20 protein-coding genes and 3 tRNA genes are annotated in these 22,073 nt (G+C 62.1%); 8 read left to right on the forward strand and 15 right to left on the reverse strand.

Annotated features, from left to right (window positions below; genetic code table 11):
• Position 1: 1 nt before the first annotated feature.
• The 10 genes from V6M89_RS29690 to V6M89_RS29735 all read right to left on the reverse strand — a co-directional run bounded on the left by V6M89_RS29690 (position 2) and on the right by V6M89_RS29735 (position 11,476).
• A tRNA-Asp gene (locus tag V6M89_RS29690) sits at positions 2 to 75 on the reverse strand.
• Between the two features lie 39 nt (positions 76 to 114).
• Positions 115 to 190: transfer RNA gene (locus V6M89_RS29695), tRNA-Val, on the reverse strand.
• 49 nt (positions 191 to 239) lie between these two features.
• On the reverse strand, positions 240 to 512 hold the full coding sequence (locus V6M89_RS29700) for an HU family DNA-binding protein (protein ID WP_020703299.1): 273 nt from the start codon (positions 510 to 512) through the stop codon (positions 240 to 242).
• A 213-nt stretch (positions 513 to 725) separates the two neighbouring features.
• Positions 726 to 3,137, reverse strand: coding sequence for an endopeptidase La (lon, locus tag V6M89_RS29705; RefSeq protein WP_332856601.1), 2,412 nt, complete (start codon positions 3,135 to 3,137; stop codon positions 726 to 728).
• A 283-nt stretch (positions 3,138 to 3,420) separates the two neighbouring features.
• Positions 3,421 to 4,689 carry an ATP-dependent Clp protease ATP-binding subunit ClpX gene (clpX, locus tag V6M89_RS29710; protein ID WP_008448338.1) on the reverse strand — a complete coding sequence of 423 codons (1,269 nt, stop codon included), beginning with the start codon at positions 4,687 to 4,689 and terminating at the stop codon, positions 3,421 to 3,423.
• Between the two features lie 139 nt (positions 4,690 to 4,828).
• The gene (clpP, locus tag V6M89_RS29715) at positions 4,829 to 5,446 is read right to left on the reverse strand and encodes an ATP-dependent Clp endopeptidase proteolytic subunit ClpP (protein WP_020703301.1); all 618 of its coding nucleotides are present in this window, start codon (positions 5,444 to 5,446) and stop codon (positions 4,829 to 4,831) included.
• A gap of 167 nt (positions 5,447 to 5,613) precedes the next feature.
• The gene (tig, locus tag V6M89_RS29720) at positions 5,614 to 6,954 is read right to left on the reverse strand and encodes a trigger factor (protein WP_116991048.1); all 1,341 of its coding nucleotides are present in this window, start codon (positions 6,952 to 6,954) and stop codon (positions 5,614 to 5,616) included.
• Positions 6,955 to 6,986: 32 nt separating this feature from the next.
• Positions 6,987 to 7,073: transfer RNA gene (locus tag V6M89_RS29725), tRNA-Leu, on the reverse strand.
• A 162-nt stretch (positions 7,074 to 7,235) separates the two neighbouring features.
• The gene (locus V6M89_RS29730; protein WP_332856602.1) at positions 7,236 to 10,325 is read right to left on the reverse strand and encodes an efflux RND transporter permease subunit; all 3,090 of its coding nucleotides are present in this window, start codon (positions 10,323 to 10,325) and stop codon (positions 7,236 to 7,238) included.
• Positions 10,322 to 11,476, reverse strand: a complete 1,155-nt coding sequence (locus V6M89_RS29735; RefSeq protein ID WP_332856603.1) for an efflux RND transporter periplasmic adaptor subunit — start codon at positions 11,474 to 11,476, stop codon at positions 10,322 to 10,324. Before V6M89_RS29735 ends, V6M89_RS29730 begins: the two co-directional genes overlap by 4 nt.
• A 156-nt stretch (positions 11,477 to 11,632) precedes the next feature.
• Here V6M89_RS29735 and hpnC point away from each other — a divergent pair, with 156 nt between their 5' ends.
• Both hpnC and V6M89_RS29745 read left to right on the forward strand, forming a co-directional pair.
• Complete coding sequence (gene hpnC, locus V6M89_RS29740) at positions 11,633 to 12,475, forward strand: squalene synthase HpnC (RefSeq protein ID WP_332856604.1); 843 nt, start codon at positions 11,633 to 11,635, stop codon at positions 12,473 to 12,475.
• Positions 12,476 to 12,624: 149 nt separating this feature from the next.
• Complete coding sequence (locus V6M89_RS29745) at positions 12,625 to 12,789, forward strand: hypothetical protein (RefSeq protein WP_229225081.1); 165 nt, start codon at positions 12,625 to 12,627, stop codon at positions 12,787 to 12,789.
• Between the two features lies 1 nt (position 12,790).
• Here V6M89_RS29745 and V6M89_RS29750 read toward each other — a convergent pair whose 3' ends face one another.
• A complete protein-coding gene (locus tag V6M89_RS29750) occupies positions 12,791 to 13,201 on the reverse strand; it encodes a VOC family protein (protein ID WP_332856605.1) in 411 nt (136 codons plus the stop codon).
• Between the two features lie 88 nt (positions 13,202 to 13,289).
• On the opposite strand from V6M89_RS29750, the gene hpnD reads away from it, so the two are divergent.
• The 5 genes from hpnD (at position 13,290) to V6M89_RS29775 (ending at position 17,403) form a co-directional block, all read left to right on the forward strand.
• The gene (hpnD, locus tag V6M89_RS29755) at positions 13,290 to 14,123 is read left to right on the forward strand and encodes a presqualene diphosphate synthase HpnD (RefSeq protein WP_332856606.1); all 834 of its coding nucleotides are present in this window, start codon (positions 13,290 to 13,292) and stop codon (positions 14,121 to 14,123) included.
• Positions 14,116 to 15,528 (forward strand): hydroxysqualene dehydroxylase HpnE, encoded by a 1,413-nt coding sequence (hpnE, locus tag V6M89_RS29760; RefSeq protein ID WP_332856607.1) that lies wholly within the window; start codon positions 14,116 to 14,118, stop codon positions 15,526 to 15,528. The genes hpnD and hpnE overlap by 8 nt, the downstream gene beginning before the upstream one ends.
• 116 nt (positions 15,529 to 15,644) lie before the next feature.
• On the forward strand, positions 15,645 to 15,782 hold the full coding sequence (locus V6M89_RS29765) for a hypothetical protein (protein WP_158567979.1): 138 nt from the start codon (positions 15,645 to 15,647) through the stop codon (positions 15,780 to 15,782).
• 4 nt (positions 15,783 to 15,786) lie between these two features.
• The gene (locus V6M89_RS29770; RefSeq protein ID WP_332856608.1) at positions 15,787 to 16,584 is read left to right on the forward strand and encodes a DUF1700 domain-containing protein; all 798 of its coding nucleotides are present in this window, start codon (positions 15,787 to 15,789) and stop codon (positions 16,582 to 16,584) included.
• Between the two features lie 12 nt (positions 16,585 to 16,596).
• Entirely contained in the window at positions 16,597 to 17,403 is an 807-nt protein-coding gene (locus V6M89_RS29775; RefSeq protein WP_332856609.1) for a head GIN domain-containing protein, read from the forward strand.
• Positions 17,404 to 17,412: 9 nt separating this feature from the next.
• Here V6M89_RS29775 and V6M89_RS29780 read toward each other — a convergent pair whose 3' ends face one another.
• A complete protein-coding gene (locus V6M89_RS29780) occupies positions 17,413 to 18,648 on the reverse strand; it encodes a TIGR03862 family flavoprotein (RefSeq protein WP_332856610.1) in 1,236 nt (411 codons plus the stop codon).
• A 38-nt stretch (positions 18,649 to 18,686) separates the two neighbouring features.
• On the opposite strand from V6M89_RS29780, the gene V6M89_RS29785 reads away from it, so the two are divergent.
• Positions 18,687 to 18,935, forward strand: a complete 249-nt coding sequence (locus V6M89_RS29785) for a hypothetical protein (protein WP_332856611.1) — start codon at positions 18,687 to 18,689, stop codon at positions 18,933 to 18,935.
• A gap of 1 nt (position 18,936) precedes the next feature.
• Here the strand turns inward: V6M89_RS29785 and moaD are convergent, their stop codons facing one another.
• The 3 genes from moaD to thrC are packed head-to-tail and all read right to left on the reverse strand — an operon-like array spanning position 18,937 to position 21,886.
• On the reverse strand, positions 18,937 to 19,191 hold the full coding sequence (moaD, locus tag V6M89_RS29790) for a molybdopterin converting factor subunit 1 (RefSeq protein ID WP_332856612.1): 255 nt from the start codon (positions 19,189 to 19,191) through the stop codon (positions 18,937 to 18,939).
• Complete coding sequence (locus V6M89_RS29795) at positions 19,191 to 20,405, reverse strand: molybdopterin molybdotransferase MoeA (protein ID WP_332856613.1); 1,215 nt, start codon at positions 20,403 to 20,405, stop codon at positions 19,191 to 19,193. The genes moaD and V6M89_RS29795 overlap by 1 nt, the downstream gene beginning before the upstream one ends.
• 2 nt (positions 20,406 to 20,407) lie before the next feature.
• Positions 20,408 to 21,886 carry a threonine synthase gene (gene thrC, locus V6M89_RS29800; protein WP_332856614.1) on the reverse strand — a complete coding sequence of 493 codons (1,479 nt, stop codon included), beginning with the start codon at positions 21,884 to 21,886 and terminating at the stop codon, positions 20,408 to 20,410.
• Positions 21,887 to 22,073 lie beyond the last annotated feature (187 nt).

Consider the following 22,073-nt stretch of genomic DNA (forward strand, 5'->3'; position numbering starts at 1 on the left):
GCGGAGCGGACGGGACTCGAACCCGCGACCCCCGGCGTGACAGGCCGGTATTCTAACCAACTGAACTACCGCTCCAACAAAACACTGGGTACTACGTTTTACTACCTGCAAAACTGGTGGGCGGTGAGAGGCTCGAACTCCCGACCTAAGCCTTGTAAGGGCTCCGCTCTACCAACTGAGCTAACCGCCCGTTTTGCCTTGAGTGAGCCGCTTTACTGCTTGCTGCTCACTGAAGTCCGTTAGTTTACAGCATCTTTCAAAGCTTTACCAGCTTTAAATTTAGGAACTTTCGCTGCCTCGATGATGATCTCTTCTTTGGTGCGCGGATTGCGGCCGGTACGGGCAGCGCGTTCGCTCACGGAGAAGGTACCAAAGCCGACCAGGGTGACGCTGTCGTTCTTTTGCAGGGTGGTGGTTACACCGTCGATCACCGCGTCGAGTGCGCGTGCAGCAGCCGCTTTCGAGATATCAGCGGTAGTAGCAATATGGTCGATCAATTCAGTCTTATTCAAAGCAATTCCCCGTCACAAAGGTTATATCGTTTTAGCCCGCAGATAACGGTATTTGAATACCGTTGTCAGGCCGAGAAAAATCTCAGGCCGTATTAAACAAGCCAGCCCGCCCCTGTGTCAAGCGCTGCACCATAGAAAAATGGGGTCAAATAACAAACAGGCGCTATAAAAGCGCCTGTTTGTGCATCAGCAGTTACTAAACACTAGTAAAAGTTAATGTTTTACCACTTCCGTTTGGCCGTCCACCTTGGCGGCCGCGGCGGCCACGGCTTCCACCGGAACCGTCTCCGTCAGCGCCACCGGCATGCGTTCCAGCGCGATTTCCAGCACTTTGTCGATCCAACGCACCGGCACGATTTCCAGTTTGTTTTTGACATTGTCCGGGATGTCGGCCAGGTCCTTGACGTTCTGCTCAGGGATCAGCACGGTCTTGATGCCGCCGCGCTGGGCCGCCAGCAGTTTCTCTTTCAGGCCGCCGATCGGCAACACTTCGCCGCGCAGCGTGATCTCGCCCGTCATCGCCACGTCGGCGCGGACCGGAATGCCCGTGAATACCGACACCATCGCCACCGTCATCGCCGCGCCGGCCGAAGGACCGTCTTTCGGCGTTGCGCCTTCCGGCACGTGGATGTGGATGTCGCTCTTCTCAAACACTTCGTTCTTGATGCCCAGGCGGTTGGCGCGGCTGCGCACCACGGTGCGGGCTGCCTCGATCGATTCCTTCATCACGTCGCCCAAGGTGCCGGTGCGGATCACCCCGCCCTTGCCCGGCATCTGCACGGCTTCGATGGTCAGCAGATCGCCGCCCACTTCGGTCCATGCCAGACCCACGACCTGGCCGATCTGGTTTTCCTTCTCGGCCACGCCGAAGTCGTAGCGACGCACACCCAGGAACTTGTCCAGGTTCTTGTTGGTGACGGCGACCTTTTTCTCGGTCTTCTTCAACAACAGCATCTTCACGACCTTGCGGCAGATCTTAGACACTTCGCGTTCCAGCGAACGGACGCCGGCTTCGCGGGTGTAGTAGCGGATGATGTCGCGCAACGCCGACTCGGCCACCGAAATCTCGTCTTCCTTCAGACCGTTGTTCTTGATCTGCTTAGGCAGCAGGTAGCGCTGGGCGATGCTGGTCTTCTCGTCTTCCGTGTAACCGGACAGGCGGATCACTTCCATGCGGTCCAGCAGCGCCGGCGGGATGTTGTACGAGTTCGACGTCGCCACGAACATCACATCGGACAGGTCGAAATCGACTTCGATGTAGTGGTCGGAGAAGGTGTGGTTCTGCTCGGGATCCAGCACCTCCAGCAGGGCCGACGACGGATCGCCGCGGAAGTCCGCGCCCATCTTGTCGATCTCGTCCAGCAGGAACAGCGGATTGCGCACGCCGACCTTGGCCAGCGACTGCAGCACCTTGCCCGGCATCGAACCGATGTAGGTACGGCGGTGGCCGCGGATCTCGGCTTCGTCGCGCACGCCGCCCAGCGCCATGCGCACGAACTTGCGGTTCGTGGCGCGGGCGATGGACTGGCCCAGCGAGGTCTTGCCGACGCCCGGAGGACCGACGAAGCACAGGATAGGCGCTTTCAGCTTGTCGACGCGTTGTTGCACCGCGAGGTATTCCAGGATGCGCTCTTTAACCTTGTCGAGGCCGTAGTGATCGCCTTCCAGCACTTTCTCGGCGTTCGACAGGTCGTTGTTGACCTTGGACTTTTTCTTCCAAGGCAGGCTGACCAGCGTGTCGATGTAGTTGCGCACCACGGTGGCTTCGGCCGACATCGGCGACATCAGCTTGAGTTTTTTCAACTCGGCGGTGGCCTTGTCCAGGGCCTCTTTCGGCATCTTGGCCAGCGCGACTTTTTTCTCCAGCTCGTCCAGGTCGGCGCCGTCCTCGCCCTCACCCAGTTCCTTCTGGATGGCTTTGACTTGCTCGTTCAGGTAGTACTCGCGCTGCGACTTTTCCATCTGGCGCTTGACGCGGCCACGGATGCGCTTCTCGACCTGCAGAATGTCGAGTTCGCCTTCCAGTTGGCCCAGCAGGTGCTCCAGGCGCTTGGCCACGCTGAAGATTTCCAGGATCACCTGTTTCTGCTCAAGCTTCAGCGGCAGGTGCGCGGCGACGGTGTCGGCCAGGCGGCCGGCGTCGTCGATGCCCGACAGCGAAGCGAGGATCTCAGGCGGGATCTTTTTGTTCAGTTTGACGTACTGGTCGAACTGCTGAACGATGGCGCGGCGCATCGCTTCGATCTCCGAATCGTCGCCCAGCTCGGAATCGAGCGGCGTCAGATCGGCGATGAAGTGCGTCGGCGCATCGGTGATGCGGTTGATGCGTGCGCGCTGAGCGCCCTCGACCAGCACCTTGACGGTGCCGTCCGGCAGTTTCAGCATTTGCAGAATATTGGCCACGCAGCCGATCTCGTAGATATCGGAAGCAGAAGGTTCGTCCTTGGCAGCGGCTTTTTGCGCGGCAAGCATGATGCTCTTGCCCTGCTCCATAGCGGCTTCCAGCGCCTTGATCGATTTTGGGCGCCCTACGAACAGCGGTATCACCATATGCGGGAAAACTACAACATCCCGCAGCGGCAATAACGGCAGTTGAGTTTGCTCAGTTAATTTGGAAGTTGTCATGGCGTACCTTATGTGAAAGCGTGATTATGATGTGGGCGCTGTTCTGCCGAATCACAAGACCGACCTGCAAGAAATAATTCTCCTAAAAAAGAGTATTTTCAAAGAAGCCAATCATGTTCTAAAAAAACGCGACAAATAAAAAAGCCACGCGTGACAAACGATGCTGTCACGAGTGGCTTTCCGAATGAAGCCTGCATTCTTTTATTGATTTAAATTGTACCGCCTTGCCCCACGGATGCGAAATGAATTTTTCTGCTGAGTGGGGTAAGTGTGCACAAGTTATTTAATTCTCACCAGACGCTTTGGCCTGGTCTTGGTAGATCAATAAAGGTTTGGCGCCACTGGTGATCGTATTTTCATCGATAACCACTTTGGTGACATTGGTTTCATTTGGCAGCTCGTACATCGTATCGAGCAGCGCGTGTTCCAGGATCGAGCGCAGGCCGCGCGCGCCGGTCTTGCGGGCCAGCGCTTTCTTGGCGATGGCATGCAGGGCGGCCGGACGGATTTCCAGTTCGGCGCCTTCCATGTCCAGCAGCTTGGCGTACTGTTTGACCAGTGCGTTCTTCGGCTCGACCAGGATCTGGATCAGCGCTTCCTCGGTCAGCTCCGACAGCGTGGCGACCACCGGCAGGCGGCCCACCAGCTCGGGAATCAGGCCGAACTTGATCAGATCTTCCGGTTCCGCTTCCAGCAACACGTCGCTGGCGCTGCGTTCCTTCTTGCTCTTCACGCTGGCCGAGAAACCGATGCCGGATTTTTCCGAACGGTTGGAAATCACCTTGGCCAGGCCGTCGAACGCGCCGCCGCAGATGAACATGATGTTGGTGGTGTCGATCTGCACGAAATCCTGGTTAGGATGCTTGCGGCCGCCTTGTGGCGGCACCGACGCCATCGTGCCTTCGATCAGTTTCAGCAGCGCCTGTTGCACACCCTCGCCCGAAACGTCGCGGGTGATCGATGGATTGTCCGATTTGCGCGAGATCTTGTCGATCTCATCGATGTAGACGATGCCGCGTTGGGCTTTTTCCACATCATAGTTACAACTCTGCAACAATTTCTGGATGATATTCTCAACATCCTCGCCCACATAACCGGCTTCGGTCAGCGTGGTGGCGTCGGCGATGACGAACGGCACGTTCAGCATGCGGGCCAGGGTCTGCGCCAGCAGGGTCTTGCCCGAGCCGGTAGGACCGACCAGCAAGATGTTGCTCTTGGCCAGTTCGATGTCGTCTTTCTTGCCCAGGTGCTTGAGGCGCTTGTAGTGGTTGTACACCGCCACCGACAGGATGCGCTTGGCCGTTTGCTGGCCAATGACGTACTGGTCCAGCAAGTCCTTGATTTCATGCGGGGTCGGCAGGTCCGACTTGGCGCCCGTGACCGACTCGATGGCCGAGGTTTCATCGCGGATGATGTCATTGCACAGGTCAATGCATTCGTCGCAGATGAAGACCGACGGGCCGGCGATAAGTTTCTTTACCTCGTGCTGGCTCTTGCCGCAAAACGAGCAGTACAGTAATTTTTCGCCGCTGGAGGATTTTTTGTCTGACATGGGGCAGTTTTCTTTGGGTTACAGAATGGCTTAGCTGTGCCGGGAAGCAGCTTATGACTACATGCTACCCGAAATAAAAACGAAACGCCCGAACGATTAATCGCCCGGGCGTTCTTTTAGCAATGCTGCGAAGGAAGCATCAAGCCCGGTTGGACAACATTTTGTCGATCAAACCGTACTCTACAGCCTCTTCCGCCGACATGAAACGATCACGATCGGTATCTTTGGCGATCTGCTCGACGGTTTGACCCGTGCGTTCAGCCATGATCGAGTTCAGACGGTGGCGCAGGTACAGGATTTCCTTGGCCTGGATTTCGATATCCGAAGCCATGCCCTGCGAGCCGCCGGACGGCTGGTGGATCATGATGCGCGAGTTCGGCAGCGAGAAACGCTTGCCCTTGGCGCCGGCTGCCAGCAGGAAGGCGCCCATCGAGGCGGCCATGCCGGTGCACAGCGTCGACACGTCAGGCTTGATGAACTGCATCGTATCGAAGATCGCCAGACCGGCCGAAACCGAGCCGCCTGGGGAGTTGATGTACAGCGAGATATCCTTGTCCGGATTTTCGCTCTCGAGGAACAGCAACTGGGCGACGATCAGGTTCGCCATCTGGTCGTTGACGGGGCCGACCATGAAGATTACGCGTTCCTTCAACAGGCGCGAGTAAATATCATAGGAGCGCTCGCCGCGGCCGCTTTGTTCGACCACCATCGGCACCAGGCCGAGCATTTCAGTGTCCAGCGCCGGATTACGGTTCATACCAGTCATTCCATTTCCTTGTGAAGCAGCTAGGGTCAGAAATCGTTTGCCGCTTAGCCGTCATCCTCGCGCAAGCGGGGATCCATAGAACGCTTGCTCAGTATGGATTCCCGCCTTCGCGGGAATGACGGCGGCTACGGCGCCGTCTCTATTCTATCCTAGCTGGATTACGCTTGTGCGTTGCTTCCCATCAGTTCGTCGAAGGCCACAACCTTGGACGAAGTTTTCGACAGGCCCAGGACGTAGTTAACGACGTTTTCTTCCAATACAAGGGCTTCGACTTCAGCCAGGCGACGACGATCGCTGTAGTAGTACTTCAGCACTTCGCGTGGGTCTTCGTAGCTCTGTGCGAAGTCTTCGACTTGCGCTTTGACCTGTTCAGGCTGGGCTTGCAGCTTGTTCTCGCCGACCAGTTGCGACAGGATCAGGCCCAGGCGTACGCGACGCTCGGCTTTTTCCGCGAACAGTTCTGGTGGGAACGGGATGTCCTTGACGTTCATGCCGCGCTGAGCCATGTCTTGACGGGTCATTTCGGCCAGGCGCTCGGTGTCTTGAGCGATCAGCGCTTGTGGCACGTCCAGGGTGGCGGTTTTCACCAGCGCATCCATCACGGCTTCCTTGTTGCGGGCTTTGACACGGCCGGCAACTTCGCGTTCCAGGTTGACTTTGATGTCTTCGCGCATTTTAGCGACGTCGCCATCGGCCACGCCCAGCGACTTGGCGAATTCGCCGTCGACTTCCGGCAGATGCGCCCATTCCAGTTTCTTCAGGGTGATGGTGAACGATGCGGTTTTGCCGGCAACGTCTTTACCATGGTAGTCCTCTGGGAAAGCCAGTGGGAAGGTCTTGGCTTCGCCGACTTTCAGGCCGACGGTGGCTGCTTCGAATTCTGGCAGCATGCGGCCTTCGCCCAGCACGAAAGCGTAGTCTTCAGCTTTGCCGCCTGGGAATTCAACGCCGTCGATCGAACCGACGAAGTCGACGGTCACGCGGTCGCCGTTGGCAGCAATCGCTGCGCCGCCGTCGCCGTGTTCGCCAGCTTCACCCTTGGTGTGGAAATGCACGCGCTGTTTGCGCAGGATTTCGATGGTTTTGTCGATTTCGGTTTCCGAAACGTCAGCCTTGACGGTTTCGATTTCCACGGTGGTCAGGTCGCCAACGACGACTTCCGGGTAGATTTCGAAGGTTGCGTCGAAGGCCAGTACGCCTTCCGCCGACTCTTCCTTAGGCTCGATGCGTGGGTAGCCTGCTACGCGCAGTTCGGCGGAATTGGCGGCGTCGTTGAAAGCACGGCCAACTTTATCGTTCAGCACTTCGGTCTCGATCTGATAACCGTATTGTGCTGCGACCATTTTCATAGGAACTTTACCCGGACGGAAGCCTGGTGCCTTAGCCGATTTGGCTTGCACTTTCAGACGCTTCTCAACTTCAGCGCGGACCTCGGTCAGCGGGAAGGAGATCGTGATACGACGTTCGAGTTTGCCTAAGGTTTCGACTGCAGTTGCCATGTAAAAATCGTCCAAAAAAATAGTAATACAGTTGGTGCGAGGAGGGGGACTCGAACCCCCACACCATTGCTGGCGTCAGGACCTAAACCTGGTGCGTCTACCAATTTCGCCATCCTCGCGGCATGTTTGCACAAAAGCAAAGGGCGACCCGTAAGTGAAAACGGTCGCCCTATTCCCGCTGAACTCTGCGAGAGCTTTCAACTTCAACGCGGTATTTTAACGGGTTTTTCAGCGAAATGTGACGATTTTTAATATGTCGCCAACATTCCGCTGATTTTTCCTTATTTCACTGGCTTTTTCACTCTAAACCACGCCGCATACAACGCCGGCAGGAATAATAAAGTCAATGCTGTCGCTAATATCAGACCGCCCATGATGGCCACCGCCATCGGCCCCCAGAATACCGAGCGCGATAGCGGGATCATCGCCAGCGCCGCCGCCGCGGCCGTCAGGATGATAGGACGGCAACGGCGCACCGCCGATTCGACGATCGCGGTCCACGGATCGTGGCCGGCCTTGATATCCTGCTCGATCTGGTCGACCAGGATCACCGAGTTACGGATGATCATGCCGAACAGCGCGATGATGCCCAGGTTGGCCACGAAGCCCAGCGGACGGCCCAGCAGCAGCAACGCCATCGCCGCGCCCGCCACGCCCAGCGGACCGGTCAGGAACACCAGCAGCGCCCGCGAGAAACTATGCAGTTGCAGCATCAGCAAGGTGAAGATGATGAAGATCGCCAGCGGCAGGTTGGCCGCGATCGACGCTTCCGCCGTGCCGCTGTCGGCCGCCGCACCCTTGACGGTGATGGCGTAGCCGGCCGGCAGGTTGTCGCGCAGCTGCTTCAGCTTCGGCTCGATCTGGCCGGAGACGGTCGGCCCCTGGATGTTGTCGGCCACGTCGGACTGCACGGTGATCGCCCATTCCCGCCCTTCCCGCCACACCACGCCCGGCTCCCACACGAAGTGCGCGCGCGCCAGCTGGCTGATCGGCACCGACTTGCCGCTGGCGGTCGGGATATTCGTATCGTTCAGGATCGAGATGGTGTTGCGCTCCTCGATCGGCTGGCGGATCTGGATGTCGATCAGCTTGATATCCTCGCGGAACTGGCCGATGGTGGTGCCGGACAGGATGGTGTTGGCCGCCCGCATCACGGTCTGCGAAGTCACGCCCAGCGCGCGCATCTTGTCCTGGTCCAGGTCGAGGCGCAGCACCTTGATCGATTCATTCCAGTTGTCGTTGACGCCCAGCGTGTTCGGATTGGCGCGCATGATGTCCTTCACCTGGTCGGCGATGGCGCGCACCTTGTCCACTTCGCCGCCGGTCACGCGGAACTGCACCGGATACGGCACCGGCGGCCCGTTCGGCAGCAGCTTGACGCGGCCGCGCACTTCCGGGAAATCGTGCTTGAAGATATCGACGATCTTGTCGCGCAGCGCCGAGCGGGCCTTCAAATCCTTCGGCAGCACGACAATCTGCGACACGTTAGTCTGCGGGAAGATCTGGTCCAGCGGCAGGTAGAAGCGCGGCGAACCGGTGCCGACATAGCTGGTCACGCTGACCACGCCCTCCTGCTTGCGGATGAAGGCTTCGAACTTCTTCACCTGCGCCTCGTTGGCGGCGAAGGTCGTGCCTTCCGGCGTCCACAGCTCGACCATCAGCTCGGGCCGGCTGGAGTCAGGGAAGAACTGCTTCTCGATGAACTTGAAGCCGTACACGCCCAGCGCGAACACCACCAAGGTCGCGACGATGGTGGTCTTGCGGTACTCGACGCACCAGTTGACCACCGCGCGGAACTTGCGGAAGCCCGGCGTGTCGAACAGGTCGTGCTCGCTGCCGCCGTCGGCGTGTGGCTTGACCTTCAGCAGCACGTAGCCGATGTAGGGCGTGAACACCACCGCCACCACCCACGAGATCACCAGCGCCAGCGCGTTGACCGAGAACAGCGAGAAGGTGTATTCGCCGGCCGCCGACTTGGCCAGGCCGATCGGCAGGAAGCCCGCCACCGTGATCAAGGTGCCGGTCAGCATCGGGATCGCGGTCGAGGTGTAGGCGAAGGTGGCGGCGTCGAAGCGCGACATGCCCTCCTCCATCTTGCGCACCATCATTTCGACGGCGATGATGGCGTCGTCCACCAGCAGGCCCAGCGCGATGATCAGCGCGCCCAGCGAAATCTTGTGCAGGTCGATGTCCAGCATGCGCATGCACAGGAAGGTCACCGACAGCACCAGCGGTATCGTCAGCGCCACCACCAGGCCGGGACGCACGTCCAGTCGCAGCTTGGGCTTGGTATGCAGGCCCAGCGCGACAAAGCTGACGGCCAGCACGATCAGCACCGCCTCGATCAGCGTGTGGACGAACTCGCCCACCGAGGCCTTGACGGCTTCAGGCTGGTCGGACACGCGCTCCAGCTCGATACCGACCGGCAGCTTGGCCTTCATCGCGGCGACGGTCTTCTCCATGTGTTTGCCAAGCTGGATGATGTTGCCACCCTTTTCCATCGATACGCCCAGGCCGATCACTTCCTTGCCGTTGAAGCGCATCTTATTACCCGGCGGGTCCTGGTACAGGCGCTTGATGGTGGCGAAGTCGCCCAGGCGGAAGGTGGTGCCGTTGGCGCGCAGCTCCAGCTCTTCCAGGTCCTTGACGGTCTTCAACGCTCCGGTCACGCGCACTTGCAGGTTGTCGGTCGGCGTCACCAGCACGCCGGTCGCTTCCACCGTGTTCTGGGTGGCGATCTGGTTGGCGATGGCTTCGATCGGTATGCCCAGCTGGGCGAACTTCTTGTGCGAGAACTCGATGTTGATCTTCTCGTCCTGCACGCCGAACAGCTCGACCTTGGACACCAGCGGCACGCCCAGCAGCTGCTGGCGCACGAAGTCGGCGTAGTCCTTCATCTCGGCGTAGGTGAAGCCGTCGCCCGACAGCGCGAAGATGGAACCGTAGGTATCGCCGAACTCATCGTTGAAGAACGGCCCCTGCACGCCCGGCGGCAAGGTGCCGCGGATGTCGCCGATCTTCTTGCGCACCTGGTACCAGGATTGCGCCACTTCCTTGGGCGGCGCCGATTCGCGCAGCTTCAGGATGATGGTGGTCTCGCCCGGCTTGGAGTAGCTGCTGATCTCGTCGATATCCGGCGTTTCCTGCAGTTTTTTCTCCAGCTTGTCGGTGACCTGCTCGGCCATTTGCAGCGAGGTCGCGCCCGGCCAGTTGGCCCGCACCACCATCGCGCGGAAGGTGAACGGCGGATCTTCATCCTGGCCCAGGTTGGAATAGCTGAGCATGCCGCCTATCAGCAGCACCGCGATCAGGTAGCGCGTCAGCGGGATGTGTTCCAGCGCCCAGCGTGAAAGATTGAAGCCGCCCATCATTTGGCGGCCCCCGCCACCACCGGCGCCGGTGCCGGGGCCAGGGCTGGGGCCGAGGTCGCAGGCAGGTCGTTACCGAGGATCTTGACCTTCTGGCCCGGCTTGAGCAGGTTGACGCCGGCCGTGACCACCGTCTGGCCGACCTTGACGCCGCTGCCCAGCACGATATCGTTGCCGGCCGCGCCGGCGATGGTCACCGGCACCAGCTTGACGACGCCGCCCTCGACCACCCACACCGACGAGGCCGATTTTTCATAGTACAGCGCCGTCAGCGGCACCTTGATCTGCGGCGTGGCAGTCTTGGAGGCGAACTGCACCACGGCGGTCATGCCCAGCTTGGCTTCGGCCAGCGAATCCGGAATCGAGACCTTGACGGTGTAGGTACGGGTGGACGGATCGGCCACCGGCGAAATTTCGCGGATCTTGCCGGCCACCGCGTTCTTCGGATCGGCCCACAGGCGCACCTGCACGTCCGGCACGCGGCGCAGGGTCTCAACCTTGTCTTCCGGCAGGCCGATGACGATTTCCTTCTCGCCCTGTTTGGCGACGCGCACCACGGGCGTGCCCGGCTGCACCACCTGGCCGACTTCGGCGTCGACCGCCGTCACCACGCCGTCAACATCGGACACCAGACTGGCATAGCCCGCCTGGTTGGACTGACCGCGATAGGCCGCCTGCGAGGCGTCCACATTGGCTTGCGCCGCCTTGTAGGTGGAATCCTTGGCGTCCAGCACGGCCTGGCTGACGAAATTCTTGCTGCGCAATTCCTGGTAGCGCTTGAGCTCCGCCTTGGCCAGGTCGCGGTTGGTCTCGGCGGCGCGCAGGCCGGCCAGCGCCTGGGCCTGGGCCAGCTGCAAATCCTGCGGATCGAGCTGCATCAGCACCTGGCCATGCTTGACCAGGGTGCCGACATCGACCTTGCGGGTGACGATCTTGCCGCCGACGCGGAAGGCCAGCCGCGATTCCACGCGGGCGCGCACTTCGCCGGAAAACTCGGCGTTGACGTCGACATCGTTGCTGGCGAGCACAATGGCGCGCACCGGGCGGATGTCTTCGGTTTTCTCGGCGGGCTTGGAGCAACCGGCCAGGACGGCGGCGGTTAAAACGCTCAGTATGAGGGGGTAAATCTGACGCTGTTTTTTAAAGGCGACCACGGTGTATTCCTTTAGCTTGCTCTGGAGTGTAGATGGCACTACTATTACGGCTCGGAAATTAATGACTTTCCGTTAATTTATTATATGCCGAGCGTATCCGTTTGCAAATGACTTTTGCGTCATTAATTTTAACTATGCTTTTTAGCAATACAATTTATGCCGGTTGAACACTACGAAAATTTCCCTGTTGCATCGTTTTTGCTGCCGAGCCGCTTGCGTCCGGCGGTGGAAGCGATCTACGCCTTCGCCCGCAGCGCCGACGACCTGGCCGACGAGGGCGACGCCACGCCGGAACAGCGGCTGGCCGCGCTGAACGCCTACGAGGCGGCGCTGGCGCACATCGAGGCGGGCGGCACGGGCCATGAACCGATGTTCGAACGGCTGGCGCAGGTGATCCGCGAATACGAGTTGCCGCTCAAGCCGCTGTACGAGTTGCTGTCGGCCTTCAAGCAGGATGTGCTGGTGAGCCGCTACGCGACCTACGACGCGCTGCTGGACTACTGCGCCCGCTCGGCCAATCCGGTCGGCTTCATGATGCTGCACCTGTACGGCCAGGCCGACGAGGAAAACATCCGCGATTCCGACGCCATCTGCACGGCGCTACAACTGATCAACTTCCTGCAAGATGTGGCGATCGACATCCATAAAGAGCGCATCTACATCCCACTGGAGGATTTGAACCGCTACGCGATCTCGCCGGCGGCGCTCGACCACGCCAGCGCCCGGCCGCGCTGGCGTTCGATGATGAAGTTTGAAGTGGACCGCGCCCGCGCCCTGATGCTGAGCGGCGCGCCGCTGGCCTTGCGCCTGAACGGCCGCATCGGCTTCGAGCTGCGCATGGTGGTGCAAGGCGGCCTGCGCATCCTGGACGCCATCGAGGCGGCCGAGTACGACGTCTTCCTGCACCGCCCCAAGCTGGCCAAACGCGATTGGCTGGGCATCTTCTGGGCCGCCGTGCGGATGAAAAAGCAGATGAAGGCCTTGTTCAAGGCCGCCTGAGGCGCGCCGGGCGGCGCCCGGCTCACCCGCTGAAATAGCCGCGCACGATTAAATCGTTGCCTCTGCACAATTTCCCTTCCTCATGCTACCTTCGCAGAAAATGGAGGGGTGGCATCATGCAGACGGAAGATCGGTCCTCGCGACCGGATATGGCAACATCGAAGGTGGTGGAATTGGGCGTCAACCTGCTGCAAAGCCGCGGGCGCGCGTTTGCGTCGGAATTTTTAGTGCGGCGGAATATTCCGTTCAGCGTCATCGTGCGGGTGCTGTCCGATCCGCCGGGGCGCCGGCGGGCCGGCAGCCTGCGGCGCTAGCTTACCGCTGAGTCGGCGGCCCCTTCAGCTCGACCACATTCCCCTCAGGGTCGGTCAGATAGATCGACGGCCCCTCGCCCTCCGCGCCATAGCGCGACTCGACCTGCCCGGCCGTAACGCCATGCGCCTGCAGGTGCGCGCGGATCGCCGCGTCGTCGAAAGGCTCCACCCGCAGACAGAAATGATCCATGTTGCGGCCCTCGGCGCCCGGGGGCGCGCCACCCATGCGGCCCAGCTTGCCATCGACCGGCACCAGGTCGATCAGAGAACTGCCTGCGCGCAACTGCACCAGGCCGATTTCATCCCGGCGCCGCTCGACCGGGCAGCCCAGCGCGCCGCAGTAAAACTCCAGCATGCGCTGCAATTCGACCACGCGCAGCACCAGATGATCGATTTCACGAATACGTATCATGCGTCCTACCTCCATAGCGACAGAAGCCCACATTGTGACACTTAAGCTATAGAATAGCGGCTTCGATGTCATCCTTGCTTTTTTATTCATGTCTCCCGACGACTACTGCCAGCAAAAGACCGCCCAGAGCGGCTCCAGTTTCTACTACAGCTTCCTGTTCCTGCCGCCGGAGCGTCGCCGTGCAATCACCGCCCTGTATGCGTTTTGCCGCGAAGTGGATGACACCGTCGATGAATGCACCGACGAGTCGATCGCCCGCATCAAACTGTCCTGGTGGCGCAAGGAAATCGCCAATATGTACGAGGGCCAGCAGACCCACCCGGTGACGCAGGCGCTGCAACCGCATCTGGCTACCTACAACCTGCAGCAGCAGCACCTGCAAGCCATCATCGACGGCATGGAGATGGACCTTAACCAGACCCGCTACCTCGACTACACGGCGCTGAGCAAGTACTGCTGGCACGTGGCCAGCGTGGTGGGCATCCTGTCGGCCAGCATCTTCGGCGCGACCAAGCCCGAAACGCTGCAATACGCGGAAAAACTGGGGCACGCCTTCCAGCTGACCAACATCATCCGCGACGTCGGCGAAGATGCGCGCAAAGGCCGCATCTACCTGCCGGTCAATGAGCTGCAACAGTTCAACGTCACCGCCGCCGACCTGCTCAACGCCCGCCACAGCGAGAACTTCGAGAAGCTGATGGCTTTCCAGGCCGCCCGCGCGCAAAAGGTCTACGACGAGGCGTTCGCGCTGCTGCCCAAGGAAGACCGCCGCGCCCAGCGCCCCGGCCTGATGATGTCCGCCATCTACCGCACGCTGCTGACCGAAGTGGAAGCCGACGGCTACCACGTGCTCAGCCAGCGCATCTCGCTGACGCCTATCCGCAAGCTCTGGCTGGCGTGGAAGACCTACATTCGTGGCTGACGAAGGCGTGGACAAGCGCGTCGGCAAGACCGAGCCGGGGCTGACTTCGCGTTCGGTGGCCGTGATCGGCGCCGGCTGGGCCGGTTGCGCCGCCGCCGTCGAAATGGCGCGCGCCGGCTACAAGGTCACGCTGTTCGAAGCGGCCCGCACCCTGGGCGGCCGCGCCCGCCGCATCGAGACCGACCATCGCCACCTGGACAACGGCCAGCACATCCTGCTGGGCGCCTACTGCGCAACGCTGCAGCTGATGAAGCGGACCGGCGTCGAGCGCGACCAGGCCTTGCTGTCGCTGCCGCTGCAAATGCGCTACCCGGCCGGCAGCGGCGGCATGGATTTCGTCGCGCCCAACCTGCCCGTGCCTGCACCGCTGCACCTGGCGCTGGCGCTGCTGCGCGCCAAGGGCCTGGACCGGGCCGATAAACTCAGCCTGGCGCGCTTCTCCACCACCGCGCGCTGGATGGGCTGGACCCTGCACGCCGATTGCAGCGTGACCGAGCTGCTGGAACGCTTCGACCAAACCCCGCGCCTGATCCAGCTGATGTGGCGCCCGCTGTGCCTGGCCGCGCTGAACACGCCGCCGGAGCGCGCCTCGGCCCAGGTCTTCCTCAACGTGCTGCGCGACAGCCTGGGCGCCAAACGCAGCGCCTCCGACATGCTGCTGCCGCGCGCCGACCTGTCCGCCCTGCTGCCCGAAGCGGCTGCGGCCTATGTCGAAGCGCATGGCGGCTCGGTACGCACCGGCGCCAAGGTGCAGGCGCTGCGCTCCATCGAAGGCCGCTTGTGGCAACTCGATATCAGCGGCGCAGCCGTGGGCGGCAACTGGAGCACCTATTTCAGCGGCGTGGTGCTGGCCACCGGCGCCAGCCAGGCAGCAGCCCTGCTGCACGGCATCCCCGATTGCGACACCTCGGCCCTGTGCGGCCAGCTGACCGCCTTCGAGCCGGAAGCCATCACCACCTGCTACCTGCAATACGATCCGTCCACACGGCTGGAACTGCCCTTCTTCGCCCTGCTGGACGACCCGGAACGGTACCAATGGGGCCAGTTCGTGTTCGACCGCGGCCAGCTGGACGCCAAACAGGCCGGCTTGCTGGCGGTGGTCATCAGCGCCTCGGGCAACGCCGCCGCCCAGAGCCAGGACCTGCTGGCCGAAGCCGTCGCGGTCCAGCTGGCGGCGGTATTCCAGCGGCCGGAGCTGGGGCGGCCGACCTGGTTCAAGGTCATCACCGAAAAGCGCGCCACCTACGCCTGCACGCCCGGCCTGGTCCGTCCGGACAACGCCAGCGGCCTGCCAGGCCTGGTCATCGCCGGCGACTACACCGCCGGCGACTACCCCGCCACGCTGGAATCGGCGGTCCGCAGCGGCGTCGCCGCCGCCGGCTTGCTCAAGGGGGCTACCATCTAGTCCCCGGTTTTTGTCGCCTGCCCCGCTATTTATGCAGCCTGTCACATGCCGATGGCATCTGGGCGAGCGCTTGCGTACAGTAGCACCATCGACAAAAGACAATAATTGGAATCAACATGAACATCTCTCTCAGCCTGAAAATCCTTGCCTTGATCGCCTTCGTCGCGGCCAGCACGGTATCCATCGTGCAGAGCGCACCGGTGGCAAGCAGCGCGATGGCCATGGCACACAACAGCGCAACATTGGGTATTTGATATCATGAACAAGCAGGCATACCTCGACGCGCTCAAACAGGCCATGCAGGGCCTGCCGCCGGAAACGGTGGCCAAGACCCTGGCCTACTACGAGCAACGCTTCATCGACGGCCTGGTGGCCGGCCGCAGCGAAGAAGAGGTCTACAAAGAACTCGACGAACCGCGCAAGGTCGCCATGACGCTGCGCGCCAATGTGCACCTGAGCGCCTTCGAACAAAAGAAAACCCCGGTCAACCTGGCCCGCGTGATGGTGTCCTTCATCGGCCTGGCGATCTTCAACCTGTTCATGGTGATCCCGGCGATGGTGTATGCCTCGCTGCTGGGCGCCGTCTACGTCTCCGCCTTCGCCTTCTACATCGGCGGCATCGCGCTGGTGTCCAGCGGCCTGTCGGGCCAGAACGAGCTGGCGCTGGAAGGCCCGCTGCGCCACGTGATGGAGTTCACCAACTCGCACTTCGACCCGAACGAGGAAGAGGACATCCAGGGCTGGCGCATGGCCATCAACAACATGGGCGTGCAGGTGAGCAAGGACCCGGACAGCACCGACAACAGCAACAGCGGCGACGAGAACCTCAGCCGCAGCGGCCGCCTGCTGAACCGCGCCGAAGCGGTCGCCACCGGCGACCTGCACATCACCACCGATTTCGACAGCGGCGCCCGCACCAGCCAGTCGCTGATCGGCTTCGGCCTGATCTTGGGCGGGATCGGGCTTTGCCTGGTCAGCATCGTCGTCACGCGCTACACCATGATCGGTTTGAAACGATATGTAGCAATGAACGTGTCCCTGCTTCGCGGACGCTAAGGAGTCATGACCATGCGCGCATTATTAAAAATCGGTACCAGCCTGCTGCTGCTGTCCTTCGTCCTGATCGGCATCAGCTACAGCATGTTGAAGGCCTACGGCAGCACCAGTCCGACCAGTTCGGCCGGCCGCGCCCTCGGCAGCGAAACCCGCAAGATCGACGCCATGGCCAGTGCGATCGAACTGAGTGGCCCGATCGACCTGATACTGATCCAGGGTCCGGTGGCGTCGCTGAAGGTGCGCGGCGAACAGCGTTCGCTGGCGAATATCGAAACCATCCAGGACGGTCGCGACCTGCACATCGGCACCAAGGGCATGCTGCTCAATCCGCGTCATCCGCTGCAGGTGGAGCTGGTGCTGCCGCAGCTGGAGGAGCTGGTGGTGCGCAGCAGCGGCGACACCAAGGTTACCGGCTTCAGTGGCGACAAACTGGAACTGCAATTGCACGGTTCGGGCAACGTCAACTTCACCGGCCGCTATCGCGAATTGAGCGCCAGCGCCCATGGCAGCGGACACCTGAACCTGAATGCGGGCAGCAGCGAAGATGTGGATCTGGAGATGGTGGGTTCGGGCCAGATCACCTCGTCCGGCAGCTGCAAGACGCTGAACGCGGAACTGACCGGCTCCGGCGACCTGGATGCGCGCCACCTGTCCTCGGACAAGGTGACGGTCAACCTGAAGGGTTCGGGCACCAGCCATGTCTTCGCCAAGCAGTCGGCGGACCTGACCTTGCGCGGCAGCGGCGATATCCGCGTCATGGGTAATCCGGACAACCGCAACGTCAGCCGCACCGGTTCCGGCGACGTCACCTGGGAATAATGGTTTAGTTTAGTTTCGGCCCAGCCAGGCCAGGACATCGCGTCCCGCCGCCTGGCCGCCGGCCAGGCAGGCCGTCAGCAGATAGCCGCCGGTCGGCGCTTCCCAGTCGACCATCTCGCCGGCCACGAACACGCCGGGAGCGGATTTCAGCATCGTCCCTTCCAACGCATCCCAACGCACGCCGCCGGCGCTGCTGATCGCTTCGTCGATCGGACGGGCGCGCTGCAGCCGCACCGGCAAACGCTTGATCGCCTGCGCCAGCCGGTCCTCGTCCGCGTATTGGTCCTTGCTCAAACACTCGCGCAGCAGGCCGGCCTTGACGCCCTTGATACCCAATCGGCTTTGCAGATGGCTGGCCATCGAACGCGCGCCGCGCGGCCGCGCCACCTCGTCCGCCACCCGCTGCGCCGCCAGGTCCGGCAGCAGGTCCAGGTAGATGGTCGCGCTGCCGTCGGCGGCGATCTGGTCGCGCAAGGCGGCCGACAGCGCATAAATCAAGCTGCCCTCGACCCCGCCCTGGGTGACGACGAACTGCCCCTGTTTGCGGAATTCCTTGCCGTCCGCGCCGGTGGAGACGATGGCGACGGTGGTCAGCGGCTCGCCCGCATGGCGGCTGCTGAAATGCTCGCTCCAGTCGACATCGAAGCCGCAATTGGCCGGCGCCAGCGGCGCCACGCCGACGCCGCGTTCCGCCAGCAATGGCATCCACGCGCCGTCCGAGCCCAATCGCGCCCAGCTGCCGCCGCCCAGTGCCAGCACCACCGCGTCGGCACGCACCAGCAGCTCGCCGTCGGGCGTGTTCAACACCAGCGCGTCCTCGCGCCAGCCCAGCCAGCGGTGGCGCATGTGGAACTGCACGCCGCTCTCGCGCAGGCGATGCAGCCAAGCGCGCAGCAGCGGCGCGGCCTTCATATCGGTCGGGAACACGCGGCCCGAGGTGCCGACGAAGGTCTCGACGCCCAGCCCGTGCACCCAATCGCGCACATCCTGCGGGCCGAAGGCGTCCAGCATGGAGCGCAGCGGCGCGGCGCCCTTGCCATAGCGCGTGACGAAGTCCGCATACGGCTCGGCGTGGGTGATGTTCATGCCGCCGCGCCCGGCCAGCAGGAACTTGCGGCCGACTGAAGGCATCGCGTCATAGACATCGACTTGCGCCCCGCCCTGCGCCAGGGTTTGGGCGGCCATCAGGCCGGCGGGACCGCCACCGATGACGGCAACGCGAAAAGGTGTCAAACTAGACTGCATGAATTCGGTCCGATAGAAGCATTGTTACAGGAGACAAGATGGGCGCGATATTTTGGATGAAACGCTATTTGCAGGCCGCCGTGCCTTTGTTCGTGATACTGGCGGCCGTGGAATGGATCAAGGGCTCGACCGCGCGCGAGGACTATCTGAGCGCCGCCGTGTGGGCGCTGGCGGCGGCGGCCATCTTTACCTACGCGGCCTGGCGCCGCTACCGCAGCGCCAAGGCCTGCGGCATGTGCGACGACCTGGAGGCCGCCCGCAACGCCGCCAAGGGCAAAAAGCAGTAGCTTAGCCGCCCGTCACCGGCGGGAAGAACGCCACCTCGGCGCCATCGGCCAGCGCCGTGTCGGCGCCGCACATCACCTGGTTGCAAGCCATGCGCAAGGCCGGGCTACCCAATGCCTGCTGCCAGACATCGCCGCGCGCGGCCAACTGGGCGCGCAGTGCGCCGACCGTGTCCACGCCTGCAGGCAGTTCCAGCGTCTCCGACGACACACCCAGCGACTCGCGCACGCTGGCGAAAAATTTTACGGTAACAGCCATCAGTGCACTAACTCGCTAAACGGTATAAATCGAACCGTGTCGCCGGCCGCGATGGTCTGGCCGGGCGGATTGTCGATCACGCCATCACCCCACACGGTCGACGTCAACACGCCCGAACTTTGATTATTGAACAATTCAAGCCCGCCGGCGGCGTTGATGCGCGCGCGCAGGAACTCGTTGCGCTTGTCGGCCTTGGGCCAGTTGAAGTCGGCGCGCATCATGAACGCGCGCGGCGCCAGCATATCGGTCACGCCTTGCAGCCGCAGGATGAACGGACGCACAAACATCAGGAAGGTGATGAAGCTCGACACCGGATTGCCCGGCAAGCCGACAAAGAATGCCTGCCCCACCTCGCCGAACGCCAGAGGCTTGCCCGGCTTGACGGCGATCTGCCACATATTCAGCTTACCCTCCGCCTCGACGGCCGGCTTGATATGATCCTCCTCGCCGACCGAGACGCCGCCGGAAGTGATGATCAGGTCATGCCCTTGCGCACACTCACGCAGCACGGAACGGGTAGCGTCCAGTGTATCGGGTACGATGCCGAAATCGGTGATCTCGCAGCCCAGGTTTTCCAGCAGCGCGCGCAACGTGAAGCGGTTGGAGTTGTAGATGGCGCCAGGCGCCAGCGGCTCGCCCGGCATGGTCAGTTCGTCGCCGGTGAAGAACACGGCCACGTGCAGCCGGCGCTTGACCGGCAGCTCGGCCAGGCCGACCGAAGCGGCCAGGCCCAGCTCCTGGCTGCGCAGGCGCGTGCCGGCCGGCAGGATGATGCTGCCGTTGGTGATGTCCTCGCCGGCGCGGCGTATCCACTCGCCGGACTTCGGCGCGTGGCGAACCGTAACCACATTGCCCGCCAGCTCGCACTGCTCCTGCATGACGACGGCGTCGGCGCCTTCCGGAATCAATGCGCCGGTGAAGATGCGCGCGGCGGTCCCCGGCAGCAAAGGCTGGCCGACGTGGCCGGCCGGTATGCGCTGCGACACCGTCAGCGCCGCATTGCCGCTGGCGCAATCGGCGGCGCGCACCGCGTAGCCGTCCATCTGCGTATTGTCCATGCCCGGCACGTTCATGCCGGATACCTGCGCGTTCGCCAGCACGCGGCCGTTGGCCGACAGCGTCGGCACGGTTTCCACATCGGTCACCGGCCGCGCGGCGGCGGCCATCAGGGCCAGCGCTTCGCTGACGGGCAGCAGGGGCTTGTGTGCGTTCATCGTTACAGGCCGGTGTTCGCCGCGATGTAGGCCTTCATCTTCTCCACGTCCGGCGGCATGACGACGAACTTCTGCGGCAGGTCCTCGATGTTCTCGAAGCCTTCCGGACGTTCGGCGTCCTCGCCCAGCGCATCGAGGATGGTTTCGTTGAACTTGGCGGCCAGCGCGGTTTCCAGCACGATCATCGTCACGCCAGGCTCCAGATTCTCGCGCGCGACCTTGATGCCGTCGGCGGTGTGGGTATCGATGACGATGCCGTAGTCGTCGGCGACGTCGCGGATGGTGTTCAGGCGGTCTTCGTGGGTGGACTTGCCGGACTTGAAGCCGTACTTGACCACCTGTTTGAACTCGTCGCCATCGGCGCCAGGCTTGCCGGACAGGTCGAAGCCGCCGTGGGTTTCCACTTTCTGGAACAGCGCGCGGGTGCGGTCGCCGTCGCGGCCCACCAGGTCGTAGATGAAGCGCTCGAAGTTGGACGCCTTCGAGATGTCCATCGACGGGCTGCTGGTGTGGTAGGTCTCGGCCGACTTGCGCACGCGGTATACGCCGGTGCGGAAGAACTCATCGAGCACGTCGTTTTCGTTGGTGGCGGCGACCAGCTTGGCGATCGGCAGGCCCATCATGCGGGCGATGTGGCCGGCGCAGATATTGCCGAAGTTCCCCGACGGGACGGTGAACGACACCTTCTGGTCGTTGGAAGTGGTCGCCGACAGGTAGCCGCGGAAGTAGTACACCACCTGCGCCACCACGCGCGCCCAGTTGATCGAATTGACGGTGCCGATCTTCTGCTGAGCCTTGAACGGCAGGTCGTTGGAGACCGCCTTGACCATGTCCTGGGCGTCGTCGAACACGCCTTCGATGGCGATGTTGAAGATGTTCGGGTCCTGCAGCGAGAACATCTGCGCGGTCTGGAAGGCGCTCATCTTCTTATGCGGCGACAGCATGAACACGCGGATGCCCTTCTTGCCGCGCATCGCGTATTCGGCGGCGCTGCCGGTATCGCCGGAGGTGGCGCCGAAGATGTTCAGTTGCGCGTTCTGCTTGGTCAGCGTGTATTCGAACAGATTGCCCAGCAATTGCATCGCCATGTCCTTGAAGGCCAGGGTCGGGCCGTTGGACAGCGCCTGCAACATCAGTTTGGTGCCGTTCTCGCCCTCTTCCAGCATGCGCAGTGGCGTGATCTGACTGGCTTTTTCGCCTTTGCGGGCGTTTTTGTAGACTTCCTTGGTATAGGTCTTGGCGGTCAGCGCGCGCAGGTCGGCATCGGGAATATCGGTCGCGAACTTCTTCAGGATCTCGTAGGCCAGGTCGGCATAGGACAGCTGGCGCCATGCATCGAGCTCGGCGCCGGTCACTTGCGGGTACGAAGCCGGCAGGAACAGGCCGCCGTCGACGGCCAGGCCACCCAGGAGGATGTCGGAGAATTGTTGGGAAGACGAGGCGGCGGCCGAGGCGGCGGCGCGAGTAGACACGTATTGCATAGATTAGAAAGTCCGGTTGAGCTAACGGCTAAAGGGCAGAACGGTACGAAGCGAGCGGATATTATAGTGCGCCCGGCCGATTCCCGTAAAATCCTGTTGTTTTGCCATCACCCAACCCCGGGGTCAGGTCCCCCATTTGAGCATGAGCTCGGCTAGTACAGCCGAGCTCATGCTCAAATGGGGGACC

Source organism: Duganella sp. S19_KUP01_CR8, assembly GCF_036688705.1.
GTDB lineage: Bacteria > Pseudomonadota > Gammaproteobacteria > Burkholderiales > Burkholderiaceae_D > Rugamonas.